Annotated in this window: 22 protein-coding genes and 1 pseudogene; 10 read left to right on the forward strand and 13 right to left on the reverse strand. The window is 59.3% G+C overall.

The genetic code is table 11. From position 1 onward, the window contains the following. Positions 1–30: 30 nt before the first annotated feature. The 6 genes from BLQ28_RS19680 to BLQ28_RS19705 all read left to right on the forward strand — a co-directional run bounded on the left by BLQ28_RS19680 (position 31) and on the right by BLQ28_RS19705 (position 6650). Entirely contained in the window at positions 31–1230 is a 1200-nt protein-coding gene (locus tag BLQ28_RS19680) for a pyridoxal phosphate-dependent aminotransferase (RefSeq protein ID WP_093242887.1), read from the forward strand. 12 nt (positions 1231–1242) lie between these two features. After that, on the forward strand, positions 1243–2091 hold the full coding sequence (locus tag BLQ28_RS19685; protein ID WP_093242889.1) for a fumarylacetoacetate hydrolase family protein: 849 nt from the start codon (positions 1243–1245) through the stop codon (positions 2089–2091). A gap of 33 nt (positions 2092–2124) precedes the next feature. Then, positions 2125–2847: a transporter substrate-binding domain-containing protein gene (locus tag BLQ28_RS19690; RefSeq protein ID WP_093242891.1), complete on the forward strand. Its 723-nt coding sequence runs from the start codon at positions 2125–2127 to the stop codon at positions 2845–2847. A gap of 23 nt (positions 2848–2870) precedes the next feature. Beyond that, positions 2871–3821, forward strand: coding sequence for a PhzF family phenazine biosynthesis protein (locus BLQ28_RS19695; RefSeq protein ID WP_256327371.1), 951 nt, complete (start codon positions 2871–2873; stop codon positions 3819–3821). A gap of 78 nt (positions 3822–3899) precedes the next feature. Further along, positions 3900–5330, forward strand: coding sequence for an aldehyde dehydrogenase family protein (locus BLQ28_RS19700; RefSeq protein ID WP_256327372.1), 1431 nt, complete (start codon positions 3900–3902; stop codon positions 5328–5330). Between the two features lie 84 nt (positions 5331–5414). Next, complete coding sequence (locus tag BLQ28_RS19705; protein WP_093242893.1) at positions 5415–6650, forward strand: trans-sulfuration enzyme family protein; 1236 nt, start codon at positions 5415–5417, stop codon at positions 6648–6650. A 2-nt stretch (positions 6651–6652) separates the two neighbouring features. Here the strand turns inward: BLQ28_RS19705 and BLQ28_RS19710 are convergent, their stop codons facing one another. Together BLQ28_RS19710 and BLQ28_RS33320 are read right to left on the reverse strand one after the other, a co-directional pair. Beyond that, positions 6653–7069 carry a FadR/GntR family transcriptional regulator gene (locus BLQ28_RS19710; RefSeq protein WP_256327395.1) on the reverse strand — a complete coding sequence of 139 codons (417 nt, stop codon included), beginning with the start codon at positions 7067–7069 and terminating at the stop codon, positions 6653–6655. A gap of 72 nt (positions 7070–7141) precedes the next feature. Then, a pseudogene (locus BLQ28_RS33320) lies at positions 7142–7246 on the reverse strand (GntR family transcriptional regulator); the annotation flags it as partial. A 209-nt stretch (positions 7247–7455) separates the two neighbouring features. On the opposite strand from BLQ28_RS33320, the gene BLQ28_RS19715 reads away from it, so the two are divergent. The 4 genes from BLQ28_RS19715 (at position 7456) to BLQ28_RS19730 (ending at position 10756) form a co-directional block, all read left to right on the forward strand. Next, the gene (locus tag BLQ28_RS19715; protein WP_093242897.1) at positions 7456–8334 is read left to right on the forward strand and encodes a fumarylacetoacetate hydrolase family protein; all 879 of its coding nucleotides are present in this window, start codon (positions 7456–7458) and stop codon (positions 8332–8334) included. A 62-nt stretch (positions 8335–8396) separates the two neighbouring features. Further along, positions 8397–9374 (forward strand): tripartite tricarboxylate transporter substrate binding protein, encoded by a 978-nt coding sequence (locus tag BLQ28_RS19720; RefSeq protein WP_093242899.1) that lies wholly within the window; start codon positions 8397–8399, stop codon positions 9372–9374. A gap of 108 nt (positions 9375–9482) precedes the next feature. Further along, a complete protein-coding gene (locus tag BLQ28_RS19725) occupies positions 9483–10283 on the forward strand; it encodes an MBL fold metallo-hydrolase (protein WP_093243457.1) in 801 nt (266 codons plus the stop codon). Positions 10284–10357: 74 nt separating this feature from the next. Beyond that, a complete protein-coding gene (locus BLQ28_RS19730; RefSeq protein WP_093242901.1) occupies positions 10358–10756 on the forward strand; it encodes a YybH family protein in 399 nt (132 codons plus the stop codon). Between the two features lie 8 nt (positions 10757–10764). Here the strand turns inward: BLQ28_RS19730 and BLQ28_RS19735 are convergent, their stop codons facing one another. From BLQ28_RS19735 to BLQ28_RS19785, 11 genes are all read right to left on the reverse strand, one after another. Continuing rightward, positions 10765–11151, reverse strand: a complete 387-nt coding sequence (locus BLQ28_RS19735; protein WP_093242903.1) for a RidA family protein — start codon at positions 11149–11151, stop codon at positions 10765–10767. A gap of 44 nt (positions 11152–11195) precedes the next feature. Next, on the reverse strand, positions 11196–12188 hold the full coding sequence (locus BLQ28_RS19740; protein WP_093242905.1) for a LysR family transcriptional regulator: 993 nt from the start codon (positions 12186–12188) through the stop codon (positions 11196–11198). Between the two features lie 180 nt (positions 12189–12368). Beyond that, positions 12369–13199, reverse strand: coding sequence for a PhzF family phenazine biosynthesis protein (locus BLQ28_RS19745; RefSeq protein ID WP_093242907.1), 831 nt, complete (start codon positions 13197–13199; stop codon positions 12369–12371). A gap of 51 nt (positions 13200–13250) precedes the next feature. Continuing rightward, entirely contained in the window at positions 13251–14618 is a 1368-nt protein-coding gene (locus BLQ28_RS19750) for an MmgE/PrpD family protein (RefSeq protein WP_176801169.1), read from the reverse strand. Between the two features lie 28 nt (positions 14619–14646). Continuing rightward, positions 14647–15375 (reverse strand): amino acid ABC transporter ATP-binding protein, encoded by a 729-nt coding sequence (locus tag BLQ28_RS19755; protein ID WP_093242911.1) that lies wholly within the window; start codon positions 15373–15375, stop codon positions 14647–14649. Further along, positions 15372–16109: an amino acid ABC transporter permease gene (locus tag BLQ28_RS19760; protein ID WP_093242913.1), complete on the reverse strand. Its 738-nt coding sequence runs from the start codon at positions 16107–16109 to the stop codon at positions 15372–15374. Before BLQ28_RS19760 ends, BLQ28_RS19755 begins: the two co-directional genes overlap by 4 nt. Before the next feature lie 11 nt (positions 16110–16120). After that, positions 16121–16810 carry an amino acid ABC transporter permease gene (locus BLQ28_RS19765; protein WP_093242915.1) on the reverse strand — a complete coding sequence of 230 codons (690 nt, stop codon included), beginning with the start codon at positions 16808–16810 and terminating at the stop codon, positions 16121–16123. A gap of 34 nt (positions 16811–16844) precedes the next feature. Beyond that, the gene (locus BLQ28_RS19770; RefSeq protein WP_093242917.1) at positions 16845–17657 is read right to left on the reverse strand and encodes a transporter substrate-binding domain-containing protein; all 813 of its coding nucleotides are present in this window, start codon (positions 17655–17657) and stop codon (positions 16845–16847) included. Positions 17658–17681: 24 nt separating this feature from the next. Beyond that, positions 17682–18656: a dihydrodipicolinate synthase family protein gene (locus BLQ28_RS19775; protein WP_093242919.1), complete on the reverse strand. Its 975-nt coding sequence runs from the start codon at positions 18654–18656 to the stop codon at positions 17682–17684. A gap of 40 nt (positions 18657–18696) precedes the next feature. Then, positions 18697–19014, reverse strand: coding sequence for an NIPSNAP family protein (locus tag BLQ28_RS19780; RefSeq protein WP_093242922.1), 318 nt, complete (start codon positions 19012–19014; stop codon positions 18697–18699). Between the two features lie 242 nt (positions 19015–19256). After that, a complete protein-coding gene (locus BLQ28_RS19785; protein WP_093242924.1) occupies positions 19257–19715 on the reverse strand; it encodes a RidA family protein in 459 nt (152 codons plus the stop codon). Positions 19716–19731 lie beyond the last annotated feature (16 nt).

Consider the following 19731-nt stretch of genomic DNA (forward strand, 5'->3'; position numbering starts at 1 on the left):
TCGGTACAACCAAAAGTGCAAGGACATGACATGAAAACTCCCCAGGGCAGGTTTAACGAAAAGCGGCAGTCAGACACGGAAGGAGCCAGCACCTCCGAGTGGCGTGGGCGATTCCCTTACAGCGAGATCATCTCGCTGCTCGACGTGAATCGACCGCTCAATCTGGCGGAAAGTACGTCTCAAGATTTGACGGTTGGCGAGCTTCTCGATCTGGCCGATCTCTCGAGTATCAGGAAGTTGAAATTGGGCTATGGCAAATCTGCCGGTGCGGTTGAACTTCGCGAGGCCATCGCGGCTGTTTGCAAAGTTCCCGCCGAGCAGATCATCACGACGCAAGGCACTGCGCTCGGCCTCTTTCTTCTTGCTTTTGAAGTGTGCCGCCCTGGTGATGAAGCCGTCCTCGCGACACCGTGCTTTCCGCCGAGTCGTGACTGCCTGCTTGGTGCGGGGGTGAGTGTGCGCGAAGTCAAGTTGTCGTTCGAGAACGGCTTTCGGCTGGATCTTGATCGGATTGAGGCTAGCCTGTCGCCGAAGACCAAGTTGGTCAGTATTGCGTCACCGCAGAATCCAAGCGGCGTGCAAACCTCTCGAGCGGACATCGAACGCCTGCTTGGCTTGATGGAGAGGCGATCACCCGAAGCGTTGCTCTTTGTCGATGAAACCTATCGTGAGGCCACCTATGGTAGTGAGGTGGCCATGGAAAGCCTGGCGGGGATCGATCCGCGCGTCGTCACGGGCGCATCGGTATCCAAGGCGCTGGGCGCTCCGGGGCTGCGCACGGGTTGGCTCACTGTGATGGACGCCGATCTTCGGGCTCGTCTGACCATCGCCAAGATGAATACCGTGATTTCTGGGGCTGTGCTGGACGAGGCGCTCGCAGGCGTCCTGCTGCGCAACAGGGAGCAGGTACTCGCCCCGCGGCGTCAGATGCTTGCCGGTGCCCTCAAGGAACTGGCAACGTGGTGCGACGCCGAGAGCCGGCGTATTGAATGGGTACGGCCGAATGCAGGGGCGTTGTGTTGTCTGCGCATGCGCGCAGACGCATTGGACGAAACGGCAGTCTCCCGATTCTGGGATCTGCTGCCGGAGCATGACCTTCAACTCGCTTCCGGCGCATGGTTCGGCGAGAGCAACCGCGTCTTCCGGCTCGGTTTTGGCTATCTACCGCCGGATCGCCTTGGCTCTGCGCTCTCCGCACTTTCTGACGTCCTGGACGCAGTGACTATTTGATCGGGTACAACGATGAAGTTGGTGCGATTTGGGCCACAGGGCAAAGAGCGACCGGGAATTCTCGACTCGGCTGGTGTGGTACGAGACGCCAGCGCCTTGGTTGACGATTGGTCTGGAAAGGCCCTGAATGCGGAGTCCCTGAGCCAGATCTCGCGGCTCGACTTTTCCCGGTTGCCAGTCGCGCCAGAGGGTGCTCGCCTGGGCTGCCCCATTGGCGTGACGGGAAAGATCGTCTGTGTCGGATTGAACTACGCTGACCATGCTGCGGAGACCGGGTTTGAGGTTCCTGCGGAGCCTCTGGTCTTCTTCAAATCTCCAACGGCGTTGAGTGGGCCATTCGACCCTATCGTTGTTCCGAGGACGGCCAACGCCGTTGACTGGGAGGTCGAGCTTGCGGTGGTCATCGGCAGCACGGCTCGGAATGTCCGCCTTGAAGACTCTGCCTCGTACATCGCCGGCTTCGCTGTCGCCAACGATGTGACAGACCGGGGATGGCAGTTCGAGCGAGGTGGGCAGTGGAGCAAGGCCAAGAGCGCGGACACCTTTGCGCCACTCGGACCCTGGCTTGTGACACCAGAAGAGCTTCCCGAGTCCTTGGATCTAAAGATTTGGCTGAAGAAGAACGACGAGATCAGACAGGACAGTCGGACCGGCAAGTTGCTCTTCTCTGTCAACCAGATCATCGCCCACCTGAGCGAGTTCATGACCCTGCTTCCAGGGGATGTTCTCCTGACGGGAACGCCCCATGGCGTTGCTTTCAACAAGCCGCTGCCCGACTATCTGAAAGATGGTGACGTCATCGTGTGTGGCATTGACGGGCTTGGCTCGCAGCGCTGCACGATTCAAGAGGCCGTTGCTTGAAAGACCGGCTCCCACATACATCAAGAGGATCTTATGAAAGTACGTATTGCATACATTGATGAACCGCCCTTCTACTGGACCGGATCGGATCATCGCGCGACTGGTGCGGACATTGAGTTGGCCGATGTCGTGTTGAGGGCGGTCGGCGCCACGTCCATCGAACATCACCTGACCACATTCGAAGAGTTTCTACCCGGCGTGCAGGTCGGTCGCTGGGACATGAATGTTCCGATATTCGTGACACCCGAACGTGCGGAGCGCGTTGCATTCAGCCTGCCGGTCTGGACGCTCGGTGACGGCTTTCTGGTCCACCGGGGAAATTCGAAGGCGTTGACGAGCTACGCAGCACTGGCGGCACGCAGCGATGCACGGTTGGGTGTGATTCCCGGCCAGATTCAGATCAATGCAGCGAAGTCGGCCGGCGTGGCCGACAGCCAGCTCGTGGCGTTCAAGGACCAGCCAGAAGCGGTGGCGGCCCTGCTTGCAGGAAAGATCGACGCGTTTGCTGCAACCGCCATTGGAAACCGGGACACGGCAAGCAAGCACAGTGAGCTGGAGGCCGTCGCGCATGAAGCAGGCAAGGCGGCGAATTCGCCCGTCGGTGCTTTCTCCTTCAGCAAGGGCAATCACGCGCTCCTGCAAGCCGTGAACGATCAGCTTCGTGCGTACCTCGGGTCCGCCGGTCACCGCAAGCTGGTGGCCAAGTACGGGTTTACGGAAACCGAGATCGATGGCGTGGTTGCTCGCAAGGGATAGCTGGCAGCTCATGACTTTCCGTGATGCACAACGCCTTTCGGAAAGCGCCGACCAGAACAACTGTTGACTCGGATGACGTGTTGGAGATGAACATGAAGCGAACCCATGGCTACAAGGTGGTTGATGTCTTTACTCGTCGACCGCTTCTCGGCAATCCGGTTGCAGTGGTGCTGGATGTGCAGGATCTGAAAACTGACCAGATGCAGGCCATCGCGAACTGGACCAACCTATCCGAAACCACGTTCGTGCTGCCGCCTACGGTGGCCGGTGCCGACTATCGGCTACGGATCTTCACGCCGCGCAGCGAGCTGCCCTTTGCAGGCCACCCGACGCTCGGCAGCGCACACGCTGTCCTGGAAAGTGGGTTCGTCACCGCCAGACAAGAGGGACGATTGATTCAGGAATGCGGCATGGGCTTGGTTGAGGTGACTGTCGAGGAGCGGAGTGATGGCCGCCAGCTTGCATTCAGCTTGCCGACGGCGACGATCAATTCGCTCACCGCAGAAGACACAGAGGTGCTGGAAACAATTCTGGGCTGCAAGCTGGATGCGGGGACCGCACCAGGTGTCGTGAATGTCGGCCCCATCTGGGTTGTCGCACGGTTGCGTGATGCGGCCGCCGTGCTCGGTTTGCATCCTGATCTCGCAAGGTTGGCGGAGTTCGAGCGCCGCCTTGGTGTCACAGGCCTCACGGTGTTCGGCGCGCATCAGCATGGAGACGCTGACATCGAGGTGCGCACCTTCGCGCCGTCTTGCGGCGTGAACGAAGACCCCGTCTGTGGGAGCGGGAACGGGAGCGTCGCCGCCTTCCAGTGGGCGCGTGGGTTGCTGCCACCCGCCGGGAGCAGCTACCAGGCGACCCAAGGGCGGCTGGTCGGTCGGGACGGACGCGTGGAAGTGCACATCAGCGCGGACGGGCAAGTACGCGTCGGAGGGGCCTGCATCACCTGTCTGGAAGGCTCGCTTTCGCTCTAGCGGCCAAATCGCGGTCCCCATCTGGATGGGGCGGCACCAGCTGCTTTCCAACATTGTGAGGAATAAGGGGACGACGCGATGAGACAGAACTTCGACATGGGGGCTCTTTTGTTGCCTGCTGACGCAACCGATTTCATCTCGGTGACCAATCCCTTCGATGGAGTCGAAGTGGGAACCGTCGCGAACCTGTCGCCCGAAGATACCCGGCGGCTCGTTGACGCCGCGAAAGAAGGGGCGCGCATTTGCCGCAGCCTGTCTCGGTACGAGCGGGCGCGCATTCTCGAGAGCTGTGCTTCGCTGATTGAACGCGACGGGGAAACGTTCGCGCAGCTTATCGTCGCGGAAGCCGGGAAGACGATCAAGCAGGCCCGAAAGGAGGTACTGCGTTGCGTGAACACACTGAAGCTGTCTGCCGACGAGGCACGCCGTAACGCAGGAGAGGTCGTGCCGTTTGACGCGTACGCGGGGTCGGAAAACCGGCAAGGATGGTTCACTCGAGAGCCGCTGGGGATCATTGTGGCCATCACACCGTACAACGACCCGCTGAACCTGGTCGCGCACAAGCTGGGGCCGGCAATCGCCGGCGGCAATGCCGTGGTCCTGAAGCCGTCGGAGCTCGCTCCTCTCTCCGCCATCAGGCTCGTCGACTATCTCGTCACGGCCGGATTGCCATCGAATGCTGTGTCGATCGCGACAGGCGGAGCCGCGCTGGGCGAAGCACTGGTGTCGGCCAGGGACGTGAGGATGATCTCTTTTACCGGCGGGTTTACTACCGGGGAAAAGATCGCTCGATCCGCCGGCCTCAAGAAGCTCGCGATGGATCTGGGCGGAAATGCGCCGGTCATTGTCTTGAACGATTGTGACTTGGGCGATGCTGTTGCAGCATGTGTGTCCGGCGCCTTCTGGGCTGCGGGCCAGAACTGCGTCAGCACACAGCGCATCCTGATTCAAGCGTCCATCTATGACGAGTTCAAGAGGCGCTTCGTCGCGGCCACCGTGGCACTGAAGGCGGGAGATCCGGCCCAGCCGGACACGGACGTCGGGCCAATGATTTCAGCTCAGGCGGCGACGCGAGCGAGGAGCACTGTGGATGCTGCGATTCGCCTGGGTGCAAATCTGCTCTGCGGCAACACACAGAAAGGTTCGGTGTACTTCCCGACGGTGCTTGAGAACGTCAGCTTCGATTGCGATCTATGGACGCAGGAAGCATTCAGCCCGGTGGTCGTTCTTCAGCGCGTGGAGACACTGGATGAGGCCCTCGCGCTTGCCAACAGCCCCGAGTACAGCCTCCATGCTGGGATCTTCACGAACGACCTGCAGGCTGCTCTCAAGGCGGCCAATCAACTGGAAGCTGGCGGAATCATGATCAATGACTCTTCGGACTATCGATTCGATGGTATGCCATTCGGGGGAGGAAAGTATGGAAGCCTTGGCCGTGAAGGTGTCCGGTTTGCGTACGAGGAGATGACTCAACCGAAAGTGGTTTGCATCAGGAAAACGGAGCGATAGAGCTGACGAACCGAAGGCGGCAACGCCATCGAACAAGCAACCAAGCTGGAACACTCAGTCCCAGATTCTCATGCGAGGAGATACATGACAACGAACACCATTCAGCAGCGGCCCGACAAGAAGCAACCATTGAGCCTGTCATTCGACAGCCAAGCAGTGCATGCGGGGAATGTAGTTGACGCGACGACAGGTGCGATCCGAACGCCGATCGTCATGTCGAATTCTTACAAGTTGCCTGATGACCCATCTTCTCTCGATTGGTCAGACACTCAAACGCTGTTCTACACACGCTGCTCGGGCCACAACCAAATTGGCTTGGAACGCAAGCTGGCGGCGATGGAGCATGGTGAGGCGGCTGCTGCTTTCTGCACAGGCGTTGCTGCATTGCACGCCATCTTCTTCACTTTCCTCAAGAGTGGCGACCATGTGGTCGTGAGCGACGTGACCTATGAAGCGGTCTGGCGCCTCTTCAGTGAGTTGCTACCGCAGCGGTACGCTATTGAAGCGACCTTCGTGGACATCAGTGACCTGGCTGCGGTTCGCGCTGCCATGCGCCCGAACACGAAGCTGATCCACGCTGAAACCATTGCAAATCCGACGACGAAGGTGGCGGATGTGCGAGCACTTGCCGGGATCGCGCGCGAGGGTGGCGCCATGCTGTCGATCGATGCCACCTTTACACCACCACCGATGTTTCGCGGCATAGAGCACGGTGCGGACCTCGTTGTGCACGCGCTGACGAAGTACATCAACGGACACGGCGACGCGATGGGGGGGGCGGTCATTGGGCGGGCCGATCTGATCCATCGGCTAAAGGCCGACGCGCTCGTCGACGTCGGTGGCTCGCTCTCGCCATTCAATGCATGGCTCATCATGCGCGGCTCCGTGACGCTGCCTTTGCGCTTGCCGAGGCAGCTTTCCTCGGCCCAGAAGATCGCCGAATTCCTTGAGGGCGATTCAAGAGTGGCTTTCGTGATGTTCCCGGGCCTTCCCTCCCATCCTCAGCACGAGCTCTCGTTGCGCCAGTTTGGAAGCATGGGGCACGGTGCCGTCATGGCATTCGCCGTCAAGGGGGATCCTGACGCGCAGAATCGTTTCGTGGCGAATCTGCGGCTCATTACCTCGGCGGTGTCGCTTGGTCATGACGAAACTCTGATCGTGCACGTCGGCAAGGATGGGCGAGGCGGTTCGGAATGCTATCCGGATGTATTCCGTGAATACGGTCACCTGCGGTTGTCGGTCGGCCTGGAAGATCCGGCCGATCTGCTTGCCGACATCAAGGCCGCGCTCGACGAGACATTCGCTCGGTCGGCGGCGTGAGGCTAACGCGGGACATGGCGATGCCCTTCCAGAAGGTTTGCCTGGATGCGCAGAAGGTGCTGCTGTGTGAGCTCACGAGCGCGCTCCAGGTCGCGGCGGCGTAGCGCCTCAAGGATCTCGCGATGGTCGCGTTGGTAGCGCAGGCGATTCTCGGGGGTGAGACTACGCTGCTTAAGCTTGCCCCACAGTTGACTGCCTCGCGCGCGGCCAATCAACTCGTACATCTCGCAGACGAGCGGATTGCGGGTGGAATGCGCGAGCGTACGGTGGAAGCCCTCGTCTCCGGCTTCGAATTCGGCGGCGCTGTGTGCGCTTTCGGAGGCATCGAGGTGGGCCTCCATCGTATCGAAGTCGCGGGTCGTGGCGTTGTGCACGATGAGATCAACCATCGCTACCTCGAAGAGCAGTCGGGCTTGCATCACGTCGGATGGGCTGACCTCTTCGGCCTGGATCTCCGAACGGCCAGCGAATGCGTGAGTGATGACCGTGCCGCTGCCGACCGTGCGTTCGATCAGCCCTTGCGCTTTCAGTTCGGCAAGCACCTTCCGCACGGCGCTGCGCGACATGTCTAGTTGCTCTACCCACTCTCGTTCGGTCGGGAGCCGCTCTCAGAGGCCTGACTCGCTGCTGTTCAGGCGTTCGAGGATGAGTTGTCGCATGCGATCGGCAGCTTCGCGGGATTGGGTTCGGGTGCGCATCATGACCAATTCTTGTTATTTGCGACCAATTTAGATATTGGTTGCTCGTGTCTTCCGATTAATTTACATTTCTTTGGTCCTAATTCCCTTTTATTTTAATACCAATCATGAAATTGGTCACATTTATCAAAAACAGGAAAACTTGTATCGGCCGCCTCGATGCTGATGGCCATGCAGTTCAGGACTTGAGCTCCATCGTGCCCGAGCAACCAGGCGACATGCTCGCCTTCATACGCGGCGCGAGCCAGAGCCTGGCCGTCGCGGCGCGCTGTGAAGCTGCGTGGACGCCCATTGAAAGCGTGGAACTGGTTGCGCCGATCAACCGCCCCGCGCGCAATATTTTTTGTGTTGGCAAGAACTATCGCGAGCACGCAAAGGAGTTCAACGCCAGCGGCTTCGATTCCTCTGCGAAGGAGGTCGTGCCAGAGCGACCAGTGATCTTTACCAAAGCTCCGAGCACGGTGATCGGACAGGGGGCAGAGATTCCCTCATACCTCGACTACACCAGCTCGACAGATTACGAGGGAGAACTTGCCGTTGTGATTGGTCTGGGCGGGCGTGGCATTGCCAAGGCAGATGCAATGCAGCACGTCTACGGCTACACGATCGTCAATGATGTCACCGCTCGCACTCTCCAGCAATCGCACCGTCAGTGGTTCGTCGGAAAGAGCATCGACGGCTTCTGTCCGATGGGTCCCACGCTTGTCACGGCTGACGAGATCCCGGACCCTACAGCACTCCGCCTGAGCACGCGTGTCAACGGAGAACTGCGTCAAGACGCCGGCGTATCCGAGCTGATCTTCGACATTCCGACGCTGATTGCAGACATCAGCCGCACCATGACACTGGAGCCGGGCGATCTGATCGCCACGGGTACATGTGCCGGCGTGGGTATTGGCTTCACGCCACCGAGGTTTCTGAAGCCTGGCGATGTGGTCGAAGTCGAGATCCAGCCGATTGGGGTGCTGCGCAACCCGGTGGCGTAAGCAAGTGCCGGTGGATTGATATCACCGCCGCAGGAAAAGAACGCATACCCAGGAGACAAACCATGCGCAGCTTCCTCGTTGCCGGCTTCGTAGCCATTCTCTCCTCGCTTGGCCCTGGTCTCGCAGTTGCCCAAGGAGGCTATCCGGACAGACCCATCACCATGATCGTGCCATTCCCGCCGGGCGGGGTCGCCGACACGGTAGCTCGACCGGTGGCAGAGGCCCTCTCTCGAGAACTCAAGCAACCCGTCGTGATCGAGAACAGGGCGGGTGCTGGCGGGGCGCTAGGCATTGGCATAGCAGCGCGCGCGCAACCCGACGGCCACACCGTGTTGTTCAGCCTGTCCTCGATCTCGATCCTGCCTGAGGCCGACAAGATCCTGGATCGCAAGCCTGCCTACCAACTCAATCAGCTCAAGCCCATTGCGCGCTTCACGGCCGATCCAACCGTGCTTGTCGTGCGTGTCGACGCACCATGGAAGACGCTCGCGGAGTTCGTCGAGGACGTGCGGAAGAATCCGGCCAAGTACAACTACGGCAGTTCGGGAAACTACGGGACGATGCACGTTCCGATGGAGATGCTGAAGTCGGCAGCGCATTTCCGTATGACCCACATTCCCTTCACCGGGGCCGGGCCTGCGGTGGTGGCGTTGCTCAGCGAGCAAGTTGATGCGCTCGCGACGGGCCCCTCAACAGTGGTGCAGCACATCAAGTCCGGCAAGCTGCGCGCCTTGGCGCATTGGGGCGAGCACCCCGTGCAGTCGTTGCCGGGTGTACCGAGCCTTGCTGAACTTGGCTACCCCTCCGCGCAGTTTGCACAGTGGTCAGCGTTGTTCGTACCCGCGGGAGCATCTGACGCGGTGGTGCTGCGCCTGCGCGAGGCATCGCGCAAGATTGCTTCCGATCCCGCGCTACAGCAGACCGTTGAGCGGTCTGGTAGTCCAGTCGCGTATCTGGACGCACCGCAGTTTCAGGCCTACTGGGACAAGGATGCGAGCGTGATGACTGAGGCTGTCAGGCGCATCGGGAAAGTGGAGTAGCTGAGGATGCACAAGTTTCGGCGCAGGAACGCGCTCGGTGTTCTGACTGCTGCGATGGTCGCTGCCGCTATACCGAGCTACCTCGCGGCGCTCCCAACAGGAGGAATCATGAGACCGATTGCAAGTGGTCGTCACCACGCATCGTTTGAGTTTGGGGATCTGAAGATCATCGCCCTGAGGGATGGGTATGTAGACATGCCGCCGACAAGGTTGCGGCAGAAATCCGGAGACACTTTCGACACACTGCCTGCCAACATCCCTCTCGTGGGCGGTCAGCTGCGACTGTCTGTGAACGCCTACCTGATCATTGAGGGCAAGCGGCGTGTCCTGATCGATACCGGCGCCTCCAACAGTTGGCATCCCACCATGGGCGCTTTGCTCGAGGGCCTGCAAGAGGCAGGTATCGACAGGAAAGACGTCACGCATGTTGCGCTGACCCATACGCATGAGGACCATGTGAATGGACTCATCGCGCCAGACGGCTCAGAGGCCTTTTCGCGAGCCGTCCAGATCTTTGTTCCGAAAGAAGAGATGTCGGCGTTCACCGGTCGACTCGCGCAGTTGAAGGATCGCGTTACGCCAATCGACGACAAATTTGCCATCAGCGAGAGGATTACGACGGTCAAGGCGGCGGGGCACTCGGCAGGGCACACAGCCTATGACGTGGTGAGCAGCGCTGGGCACCTGCTGGTGTGGGGAGACATTGTTCATGTTCCCTCAATTCAATTCGAGTACCCGGAAATTGCGTGGGAGTTCGATGACGACCAAGCCAGAGCGCGTGGCGCTCGACAGGTACTCATGGAGCTGGCTGCTCGGCCGAACTACCTCATAGCGGGAGCACACCTGGACTTTCCTGGGATCGGGCATGTGGTGCGTCGCGACGATAAATTCGTCTTCAAGGCGATCTGACTCATGGCGGATCTACTCGGCCACTTGCAGAAAGACCCGGGCTTGGGAATGAGTCCGAGAAGGAAGATCTAGCAATGCAACAGAACAGACCCGCCATCGATGCGATCATGGAGCGCTATCAGGCGTGGATGCAGGCGATTCGCGATGGCGACCTCGAGGCGATCCTCGACATATATGCCGAGGACGCGACCTACATGCCCCCGGGAAAACCTGCTTTCTCAGGCAAACAAGCATTGCGCGAGATCTGGGAAAGTTACCTTCAACGCGAGGAGTTTGTTGCTCACTACTCTCCCACGATCCACATTTCAAAAGCTGGCGACATGGCCTACGACATCGGCCGCTATCGGATCACCATGAAGAAGGACGGTCGCTCCGTGGCGTTCGAAGGAAAATATGTCGTTGTCTGGAAGCTCATTGCGCAACGATGGAAGGCGGTGGTCGACATGGACAACGACAACGGGCCGTCTGCATAGCGCGCGACTCAGCGCGCCGCGACCGCCTGAATCTCGACAAGCAGGTTGTCCTCCGCGAGCCCAGCGACGATGACCATGGTTGTCGCGGCGGCATGACCTGCGAATCGACGTTCGCGCTCCTTGCGGTAGAGGGGCACGAGGTCGGGTCGCGTAATAAATCCGTCGACCTTGACCAAGTCGGTCACTTCCATTCCTGCATCTGCCAGTACCGCGAGCAGGTTGTCCCACGCCAGCTTGATCTGGTCCTGAGGATCACTTGGAACAACGCCGCCAGGTGTGACGCCCACTTGGCCTGAAATGTGAAGCCAGCGCGCGCCGGCGGGTGCCGAAGCGCCGTGGCTATAGCAGGAGAACGGTGGCGCGATGTCGGTGGGGTTGTGCAACTTGATGGTCATAGTCGGTTCTTTCGAATTCAGAGCTTCACCGCAGATCGCGATGCCTACCCATTGGCGACCATCCGCATGGTCACCTCAGGACTTTCTTTGTCAGCGCAAACTCGAACCCCATTGAACCGCTCCAGTGATGGCAGAGTTCGATGCACTTCCTCCATCATTGCAATGGCCGCAGGAGAAAGAGATCGACCCGATCGCGTAAGAACGCCTACCGTACGAAACAGTATGGGCTCCTCGAGCAACCGAAAACTTAAGCAATCCAACGGCGCCCGTCGTGCAGCGAGTGCAGACATTGCGCAAACTCCAGCACAGCGGCTCAACAGTGTCGCTATCGTTGAGGTGTTGGAAACTCGGTATCGCGGATCTCTGATCTCTGCGCTCAGGACACCGGTCTGTGTCAGCTGATGCTGCATTCCAAGATCCGGACTGAATCCAACAATCCGGTAGTGATGCAACTCTTCCCACTGGACCGCGCCGGAACGCTGCGCCAGCGGGTGGTCGGGCGCCATCACCACCCCATAGGTATCCTCAAACAAGGGCTTGAAATCCAATTGTCCGTTGGGCTCCCATGGGCTGCAAATACCGAAATCGACGTCGCCGCTCAAGATGCGTTGCTCAACGGCCTCCGAATTGTCTTCGCGAAGATACAGATCGACGCCAGGGCACCTCTCGATAAAGGCCGCCGATGCCTCCGACAGGAGCAAGGCCATTACCGATGGAACGGCTCCGACACCGAGTTTTCCTCGCTCTCGCTTTCCCAATGCTCGCATCTCCTTGATCGAGGAATCGAAGTCGTGCAGCAGGCGACGAGCCGTGGGAAGGAATTCTTCAGCTGCACCGGTCAGTTCAAGCCGTCGCGTTGACCGGTCAAACATCTTCAGCCCCAGATGCTGCTCCAGATGCTGGATCGTCAAGCTGAGCGCTGACTGGGTGACGAACAGGAGTTCCGCTGCTTGTGTGAGGCTGCGGTGCTCAGCCACCGTCACGAAGGCTCGAAGGTGCCGAATGGAAGGAGGTTTCCCCGGATGGCTATTGCTCATCGTCTAGTCTCATGCGGTACCTGCGATGCGTCTCGGCCGATGAATGAGGCCCTGGAGAAGTACGCGCTCAGATCAGTCGATTCTGAGGAGTCTAGTCATTGCCCTTCGCAGCTTGCGCGAAGAATTGGCATCTGTGACATTGCCTTTCTTCCAAGGCGCTCTGAAGATTTCCAATCGCCCTCAAGCCTCGGCCGGCATCACGGCAGGTACGACAATCGATCCCGTCAGATAGAGCTTGCAGGATCCCGAAAGACGTACGCGATCCGCTCGAACAAAGCAGGCCACCTGCCCACCTCTGTGCGAGAGCTGCCGGGCATCCAAATCGGCCTTGCCAAGACGACGCCCCCAAAAAGGAGCAAGAGTGCAATGGGAGGTCCCGGTGACCGGGTCCTCCGGGACGCCTTTTGCCGGCGCAAAGTATCGGGAGACAAAATCGCAATCACTGCCGGCTGCGGTCACGATGAGCCCCGGGAGTGGAAGCCTCATGACAGCCATCAGGTCCGGCTTGACTGCCGAAACCGCCGCCTCGTCTTCGAGCACGCATACGTAGCGATCAACGCTCTCCCAGACTTCCTGGATGTTCGTCTGCAGTACGGCCTCCAACTGTGCCTTGGATATTGACGTCGAAGTGATTGGTCGGGCCGGCAGATCGAGCACATAGTCGTCCGCGTTGACACTGACATGAAGAGAGCCGCTGGCGGTAGCCAGCTCAACCACCGCGCCGTCGCTAACCAGGCCCAGAGCCTTATGCATCACGGCAATCGTCGCCAGCGTCGCATGCCCGCATAGAGGCACTTCTACGTTCGGAGTGAACCAGCGCAAAGGGACTGGGTATTCCGCGAGGCGAAAGAAAGCCGTTTCCGAAAGGTTGTTCTCGGCTGCGATCGCTTGCAACAAATCATCCGATGGCCATGCGCCATCAATCGCAACTACCGCGGCAGGATTTCCTCGAAACGATACACCAGTGAAAGCGTCGAGCTGCCAGATGGAGAAGGTCGTATCACCAGTCATTTGTGAGATATTTCTTGACGCCAACGGCTTCGAGTCCATGCGTGAGTTGGCTCAGCGCACGAGCACAGGAGTAAGCGCCTCAATGTGCGACGCTACGCCCTCAAGAGCACTTGCGTAAGCACTCGGGCTCGGCACTTCTTGCCTCAACAGAAGGCCAATCGCGATCACACGTTCGCGGGCGACTTTTCCGCGCGCCAGGACCTCAAGTTTTCTCAGCAACTGAGAATCCGTGAACGAGCGGCTCGGATCTCCATCGGCGGTATCTCTTTGCTCCTGGTACGACTGCCCGTCACGCGTTCGGATCAGAACGCAGGTTGGCGTTGCGAATGGATAGAGGTGGTCCAAGTCCGGATCGTGTTCGAGCTCAACGCGTTCTGCCAAGCCGATCACCTGAGGGTCATCGAGTACGAAACTTTCAAGAGGAAGCAAAGCCTCCTTGCCCCGTACGAGCGCTGCAGCAACGGCAAAAGGCAGACTGAACTGAGCAGACTCAAACGAAGTCGGCCTTGCCTCATTCGGCAGTTCAATCGCCGTCCGGAAAGTACGAATCGTGATCTGATCAATATGCTCCGTGGCGATCCCTTCGCGCTGGGCAATGGTCACGGCAGCATCGATCGGTGCGTGCGCAAGGCGGCAGCACGTGTATTGCTTGAAGTAGGTCCTGCCAAAGACAAGCGTGCCGAACGGAGCAAGCTCGAGCTGAAGAACGTCATAGATGCCGGTACTTTCGATGGCGTCCGGATCGCCGCGGTAGCCCTGCGCGGCCAGTAGCGCAGAGGTCACCCCAGATAGCAAGCCGAAGGGCACGCCTTCCTTGATGTGGCCAGTCATCTGCATTCGCGATCCGGCCGGGCCCAGCATAGGGGCACTATGCACGGCGAGCGAGATGGCGTTCTCGAGCATCGCCTCATCCAATCCAAGACACACCCCTGTGGCAACGGCTGCACCAACCCCTGCCCACCGTCCGGATGCGGAGAAAGGCGGAGTCTCCGCCGCACCGAGCCGGGCGCCAATCTCGCATCCGGCCAGAACTGCATGCGTAAACGTCGCGGATGAAACGCCAGCCCGTGCGCCGTAGGCCGCGGCCGCCGGGATCACGGCTGCACCCAGATGGCCACGCGCGGATCGATTTCCGTCGTCGACGTCCAGAGCGGACATTGCGCTCGAGTTCACGAAGGCGGCGCCAAGGGTGTTCAGACCCACCATGCCTCCAAACCACGCCCGCACGCTTCCGGGCCCGAGGGCTTCCGCAGCAAACTGCGTTGCCATGCGGGCGGCGCTGGAATCGCACCCGGCCACCGCGGCCGCGGCAGCGTCGAGGAGACACTGCCTGATCAGCTTCTGATTGGCATCTTCCTCGACCTCCGTCTTCAGCTGGAGCGCCAGGGAAGCCAGTACGCGCGCTACTTTGAACGCCATACGCCGAGATCTGGTTGCATTCGGGATCTCAGTGCGCGCGGATGTCCGCAACGAACTTCTGCGCACGAGGATGAACGGGCGACGCAAAGAATTCCGAGGGTGATGCCCGTTCCAGGACTTCACCATCGGCGATGAACCAGACACGATCCGCGACGTCCCGCGCGAAGCCCATCTCGTGCGTCACGCACATCATCGTCATGCCATCGTTCGCCAGCTGCTTCATCACCTGAAGCACTTCACCAACCATCTCCGGATCAAGAGCGCTAGTCGGCTCATCGAACAACATGACGGGAGGGTTCATCGCCAATGCCCGCGCAATCGCCACCCGTTGCTGTTGTCCGCCCGAAAGCTGCCCTGGGAAGGCGCCAGCCTTGTGTTTCAACCCGACCTTGTCGAGCAACTGCATGGCCCGCTCGTGAGCCTCTTTCTTCGGAATACCAAGGACACTGATGGGGGCCAGCGCGACGTTGTCTCTTGCGCTGAGGTGCGGAAAGAGATTGAACTGCTGGAAGACAAAGCCGATCCCGCTACGAAGCTTGTTCACCGACGTTGCGCTGGCGTTGACATTGACTTCCCCAACAACAATCCGTCCCTTGTCGATGGGTTCCAGGCGATTGACCGTGCGAATCAATGTCGATTTGCCGGACCCAGATGGCCCGCAGATCACCACCACTTCACCACGGCTGACACGCTCGTTCACGTTCTTGAGAACATGGTGCTCACCGTACCACTTGTTGACTTCGGAGAATTCGATCATGACGAGATACCTGCGAGCGAGGGGTTCGTGGGAATTGGGGTAGCTGCCTGACCCATTCGCTTGCGCAACACCCTGCGCTCCAGAAGGCGCGAGATTCGACTCAGGGAGTAGCAGAGGACGAAGTAGATGGCGGCGAGAATGAAATAGACCTCGAATGGACGGGTCAGAAGTTGTGCATTGATACTGTTCGCGGAGAAGGTCACCTCGTGCGCACCGATGATGTGTGCCAGGGACGTGTTCTTCACGATCAGCACGAACTGGTTCATCATGCTCGGCAAGCAGTTGAACAAGGCTTGAGGAAGGATCACCTTCAAGAGCGTCATTGCATAGCTCATCCCCAACGATCGGGCCGCCTCGGTCTGCCCCTTGGGGAGAGCGCCCAGTGCCGCACGAATCGCTTCGCCAAGATAGGCGCCCTCGTAGATCACCAGTGCACAGATCACTGTCACCGTGGCCGATGCCTTCACTCCCGTCAGGAGTGGCAGCATGAAATACGACCAGAAGATGATCAGCAACAGTGGGAGCCCACGAACGGCGGTTACGTAGACCGAAGCCACCCGACGGACGGCAGGGATCGGACTGCTGCGTGCGAGTGCAACGATCACTGCGACCGGAAATGCGAGCAACAGCGCGGCCAGCGACATCGCAAGCGTCAACGCCAATCCGCCCAGAGGGCCATCGGGGTACTGCCCCACGAGGAGCAACTGGCCATATTGCGAAAGTATTTCGATCACGTGTGCTTCCTTCAGCGTCCGGCGTGGGTTGATTTCTCCAACCAGCTACCGATCCCCATCAGCGTCAGGGTGCAGGCCAGGTAGATGACTGTCGGGGTCAGGTAGGAGGGAAAGGTCGCGTACGTCTCGCCATCCAGTTGGCGCGCCACGTACATCAAGTCGTTGACACCGATCACCAACGCCAGGCTCGTTGTTTTCAACAAGCTCAACGACTGGCTGACCAGAGCGGGAGCCGCCCCTCGAACAGCCTGGGGCACAACCACCAGCCGCATCGCCTTGAAAAATCCCATGCCCAACGCGCGGGCAGCTTCGGCTTGCCCGGAGGACACCGCTCGGATGCCACTGCGCAGATCCTCGGAGATGTACGCCGCCGCGTTCAGCGAGAGTGCGACGACGGCGAAGAAGAAGGCGCTTAGATGCGCATTTGTCCAGGCGTGCCAAGAGGCAGGCAAGATCTCGGGGACGCCAAAGTACCAGACGAAGATCTGCACGATGCTGGGAACGTTGCGGTGGTACTCGACGAAAGCGCCAACCAATGTCGATGGAATGCGCCCCGACATCCGCAGCACGACGAGCACGGCACCCAGTGCGTACGCGGCAATTGCAGAGACGATGAACAGTTGCAGCGTCGTGGCGAACCCGCGAAGGAATAGCAACTGGACATCGGGCTCGGCGAGCACCGAGAAGGATTGAAGGTTCATGGTCGACGCCTCCGAGGATCCGGTTGCGTAGGGATCACTGCTGGAATTCGGTCACAGCGGTCACCTTCTTGTCCCGTGTGAGCTTGTATTCCGTGGTGGGGCCGTACCAGCGGTCCCAGATCGTCTGCAGGCGCCCGGAACTCTCAAGCTTGTCCAGGGCGACGTTCACAGCTGAAAGCAGCGCCGGCTCTCCCTTGCGTACGCCAATGCAGTCGTACTCCCAAAACAGCGCCTCGTCCAGGAACTCGGTCTGGCCGTTGGAGCGATTGTGAAAGCCGATGCCCGCGCTCTTGACCATCGACATTCCTTGTACCTTGTCCTGCATGAGCGCGAGGTATGAGGCAGGGCCATTGTCGAGCGCTATCACCTCTGTGCTCTTCAGCTTCTGGCGCGCGAAGACTTCGGATGTCGACCCGCGATTGGCGCTGACCTTCTTGCCAGCCAGGTCGGCGAAGCTCTTGATGCCGGAATCCTTCTTGACCAGAACTGAGACCGGAACAGACATGTAGGCGGACGAGAAGTCGATTTGCTTCGCTCGGGGAACCGTGTAGGCCAGCGAAGCGGTCATCACATCCACGTGTCCGGTCACAAGCGACGGAATGCGTGCATCGACGGACACAGCCTTCAACTCGAGCTTCACACCCAGGTCCTGGGCGATCGCACCACAGATGTCTACATCCAGACCTACAAGACTGCGGGTTTTCGGATCCTCATATCCGAGAGGAACAAGATCACCGAGAACACCGCATATCAGTACGCCGCGCGATTTGACATCCGAGAGTCCGTCAGCCCAGGCAGACGACATTCCGATGGTCAGGCCGAGGATTGCAAAAATCAGTCTTTTCATACATGTCTCCGTTAGAAATAGAATTTATTGGGCGATTGGGTACGCTCTGATCAAGCGGTCTTCTCCATTGCTTGCGAGCTTTTTCTGGAATCTCGCGAGCATCTGGCCGAGCTCTTTATGATCATTTGCGTCCAGGGCCGGGCCGGGGGCACGCACGCGCGCGGTCGCGATGAGCCCACGACGACGAAAGATTTCCTTGCGTATCGCCAAACCGATGCCGGGCTGCTGCTCGTGGCGAATCAGAGGCAACAACAAGTCATACAAGTCCTCTGCCGATTCGGATTGCCCATCGAAGAATCGACGACAAACCTCTATCAACATCTCGGGGAACGCCACGCCCGTATTGGCACCATCGACCCCGCGGTGCAGCTCTTGCGGCAGGTGGATACCGCTGTTACCGACCAGGATGCTCACGCGATCTCGCCCGCCTGCGGCCTCTTGGGCTCTCAGCGCAGAGACCTTCTTGAGCGCGGACCCTTCTTCGTGCTTGACGACCTTGATGCTCCGATGCTCCTTGAGCAGCTTGTCGAGAAGGCTCGCGGAAAGGTAAACACCGGAGTTCTGCGGGTAGTCCTGCAAGACGATGGGAACGTCATCGCCAATGCTTTTGATGAGGCCCTGGAAGAAGTTCGCCACTTGATCGTCGGTCCTCAATCCGCCGGCGGGTGGAAGCATGATCCCGGAGGCGCCGGCATTCATTGCCTCGTGCACAAACTCTCTCAGGTTGTCGAAGCCGACATGGCTCGCTCCAACGATGACTTGTGCTTGCCCATCAATTCGACCGAGTGCACGCCTCAGAATCTGCATGCTTTCCTGTGCGGAGAGCTTTGTCGCTTCACCGAGTACACCGAGATAGGTCACACCCGGAACACCGCAGGAGATGAGGTGATCCGTCAGGCGGTCGAGGCTTGCGAAATCAACCGCTCCGTCGTCCGAGAAAGGAGTGACGGCGATTGGGTAGACCCCACGCGCTTGGGTGGTGAGAAGATTTGTGCTCATGCTGTCCTACGATGGATGAAACTGGCTGTGGAACAGGACTTCAAAGCTTCGACCAAGGCGCCGAGACGACCAGCTGGTTCTCTTGCCGCTGGATGTATTTCCCAGCGGCCGTCTTCTTTTTGTATTCGATCCAATCTGGATCTTTTTCCATGGCGGCACGCCTGCTTTGCCTGTCCGCGGCGTCCTTGTAGCCCCAGAGATGGACTACTTGATTGAGCTCGCCTACTTCGGAGATGAAGTAGCCGAGCGGATCGCCTACATGACGACGCTGCACTGGGAGGCCATGCGATTCATAGACCTCGAGATATGCCTTGAGCAACCCTGGGAAGACCGTATAGGTACGGATATCGACCAACATTCGCTTTTCCTCATCTGCTTGATTCGGAGAACTTTAGGCAGCGGTATGGTTCGAATCAATCGATTAATTTCGCTGGATTCACGAGAAAAAACGATGGTTGCGCCGCCATAAAAAAGCACAGCGGCCATCGTCCCTTTTATCGGTCGATGAATCTTCTGGACGAACAAGTTCTCCGCGATCGCCGCATCGCAGCGGTCACGGGATTCGATACAACGGATGGCCGCTGCTGCGGCTGGCCCGACTCAGGAAACCTGGACGATAGCCTCTACTTCCACAGTCATGCCATTGGGAAGCGACCCCATTCCCACAGCGGATCGGGCGTGCCGGCCTGCCTCTCCGAACACGTCGACGAGCAGCGCGGAACAGCCGTCGATGACCTTGAAATGCTCGGTAAAGGTCGGCTCTGCATTGACCATGCCGAGGAGCTTGACGACCGCACGCACCCGATGCAATTCACCCAATGCTTCCTTCAAGGTTGCGAGCATGTTCAACCCAGTCAGTTGGGCATCTGCATAGGCGCCGGCAATCTGATCTGCGGAGCTGATCCTGCCCACTCGGTACGTGTTGTCGGGCAATCGGGGGCCGTGGCCTGCAAGAAAAATCAGGTCCCCTACACGCCGGTAGGCAATGTAGTTGGCTCGTGGGGGCAGCGGCGCGGGGAGGGTCAAGCCCAACGAGGCCAGGCGTTCTTCGGGTGTCATCGGTCAATCCTTCATT

The organism is Variovorax sp. EL159 (assembly GCF_900100965.1).
Taxonomy (GTDB): Bacteria; Pseudomonadota; Gammaproteobacteria; order Burkholderiales; family Burkholderiaceae_C; genus Variovorax.

What these genes read in the sequence shown, in the direction of transcription:
- BLQ28_RS19680 (WP_093242887.1), top strand. Translation starts at nt 31, where the DNA reads ATGAAAACTCCCCAGGGCAGGTTTAACGAAAAGCGGCAGTCAGACACG.
- BLQ28_RS19685 (WP_093242889.1), top strand. Translation starts at nt 1,243, where the DNA reads ATGAAGTTGGTGCGATTTGGGCCACAGGGCAAAGAGCGACCGGGAATT.
- BLQ28_RS19690 (WP_093242891.1), top strand. Translation starts at nt 2,125, where the DNA reads ATGAAAGTACGTATTGCATACATTGATGAACCGCCCTTCTACTGGACC.
- BLQ28_RS19695 (WP_256327371.1), top strand. Translation starts at nt 2,871, where the DNA reads ATGCACAACGCCTTTCGGAAAGCGCCGACCAGAACAACTGTTGACTCG.
- BLQ28_RS19700 (WP_256327372.1), top strand. Translation starts at nt 3,900, where the DNA reads ATGAGACAGAACTTCGACATGGGGGCTCTTTTGTTGCCTGCTGACGCA.
- BLQ28_RS19705 (WP_093242893.1), top strand. Translation starts at nt 5,415, where the DNA reads ATGACAACGAACACCATTCAGCAGCGGCCCGACAAGAAGCAACCATTG.
- BLQ28_RS19710 (WP_256327395.1), bottom strand. Translation starts at nt 7,069, where the DNA reads ATGCAAGCCCGACTGCTCTTCGAGGTAGCGATGGTTGATCTCATCGTG.
- BLQ28_RS19715 (WP_093242897.1), top strand. Translation starts at nt 7,456, where the DNA reads ATGAAATTGGTCACATTTATCAAAAACAGGAAAACTTGTATCGGCCGC.
- BLQ28_RS19720 (WP_093242899.1), top strand. Translation starts at nt 8,397, where the DNA reads ATGCGCAGCTTCCTCGTTGCCGGCTTCGTAGCCATTCTCTCCTCGCTT.
- BLQ28_RS19725 (WP_093243457.1), top strand. Translation starts at nt 9,483, where the DNA reads ATGAGACCGATTGCAAGTGGTCGTCACCACGCATCGTTTGAGTTTGGG.
- BLQ28_RS19730 (WP_093242901.1), top strand. Translation starts at nt 10,358, where the DNA reads ATGCAACAGAACAGACCCGCCATCGATGCGATCATGGAGCGCTATCAG.
- BLQ28_RS19735 (WP_093242903.1), bottom strand. Translation starts at nt 11,151, where the DNA reads ATGACCATCAAGTTGCACAACCCCACCGACATCGCGCCACCGTTCTCC.
- BLQ28_RS19740 (WP_093242905.1), bottom strand. Translation starts at nt 12,188, where the DNA reads ATGAGCAATAGCCATCCGGGGAAACCTCCTTCCATTCGGCACCTTCGA.
- BLQ28_RS19745 (WP_093242907.1), bottom strand. Translation starts at nt 13,199, where the DNA reads ATGACTGGTGATACGACCTTCTCCATCTGGCAGCTCGACGCTTTCACT.
- BLQ28_RS19750 (WP_176801169.1), bottom strand. Translation starts at nt 14,618, where the DNA reads ATGGCGTTCAAAGTAGCGCGCGTACTGGCTTCCCTGGCGCTCCAGCTG.
- BLQ28_RS19755 (WP_093242911.1), bottom strand. Translation starts at nt 15,375, where the DNA reads ATGATCGAATTCTCCGAAGTCAACAAGTGGTACGGTGAGCACCATGTT.
- BLQ28_RS19765 (WP_093242915.1), bottom strand. Translation starts at nt 16,810, where the DNA reads ATGAACCTTCAATCCTTCTCGGTGCTCGCCGAGCCCGATGTCCAGTTG.
- BLQ28_RS19770 (WP_093242917.1), bottom strand. Translation starts at nt 17,657, where the DNA reads ATGAAAAGACTGATTTTTGCAATCCTCGGCCTGACCATCGGAATGTCG.
- BLQ28_RS19775 (WP_093242919.1), bottom strand. Translation starts at nt 18,656, where the DNA reads ATGAGCACAAATCTTCTCACCACCCAAGCGCGTGGGGTCTACCCAATC.
- BLQ28_RS19780 (WP_093242922.1), bottom strand. Translation starts at nt 19,014, where the DNA reads ATGTTGGTCGATATCCGTACCTATACGGTCTTCCCAGGGTTGCTCAAG.
- BLQ28_RS19785 (WP_093242924.1), bottom strand. Translation starts at nt 19,715, where the DNA reads ATGACACCCGAAGAACGCCTGGCCTCGTTGGGCTTGACCCTCCCCGCG.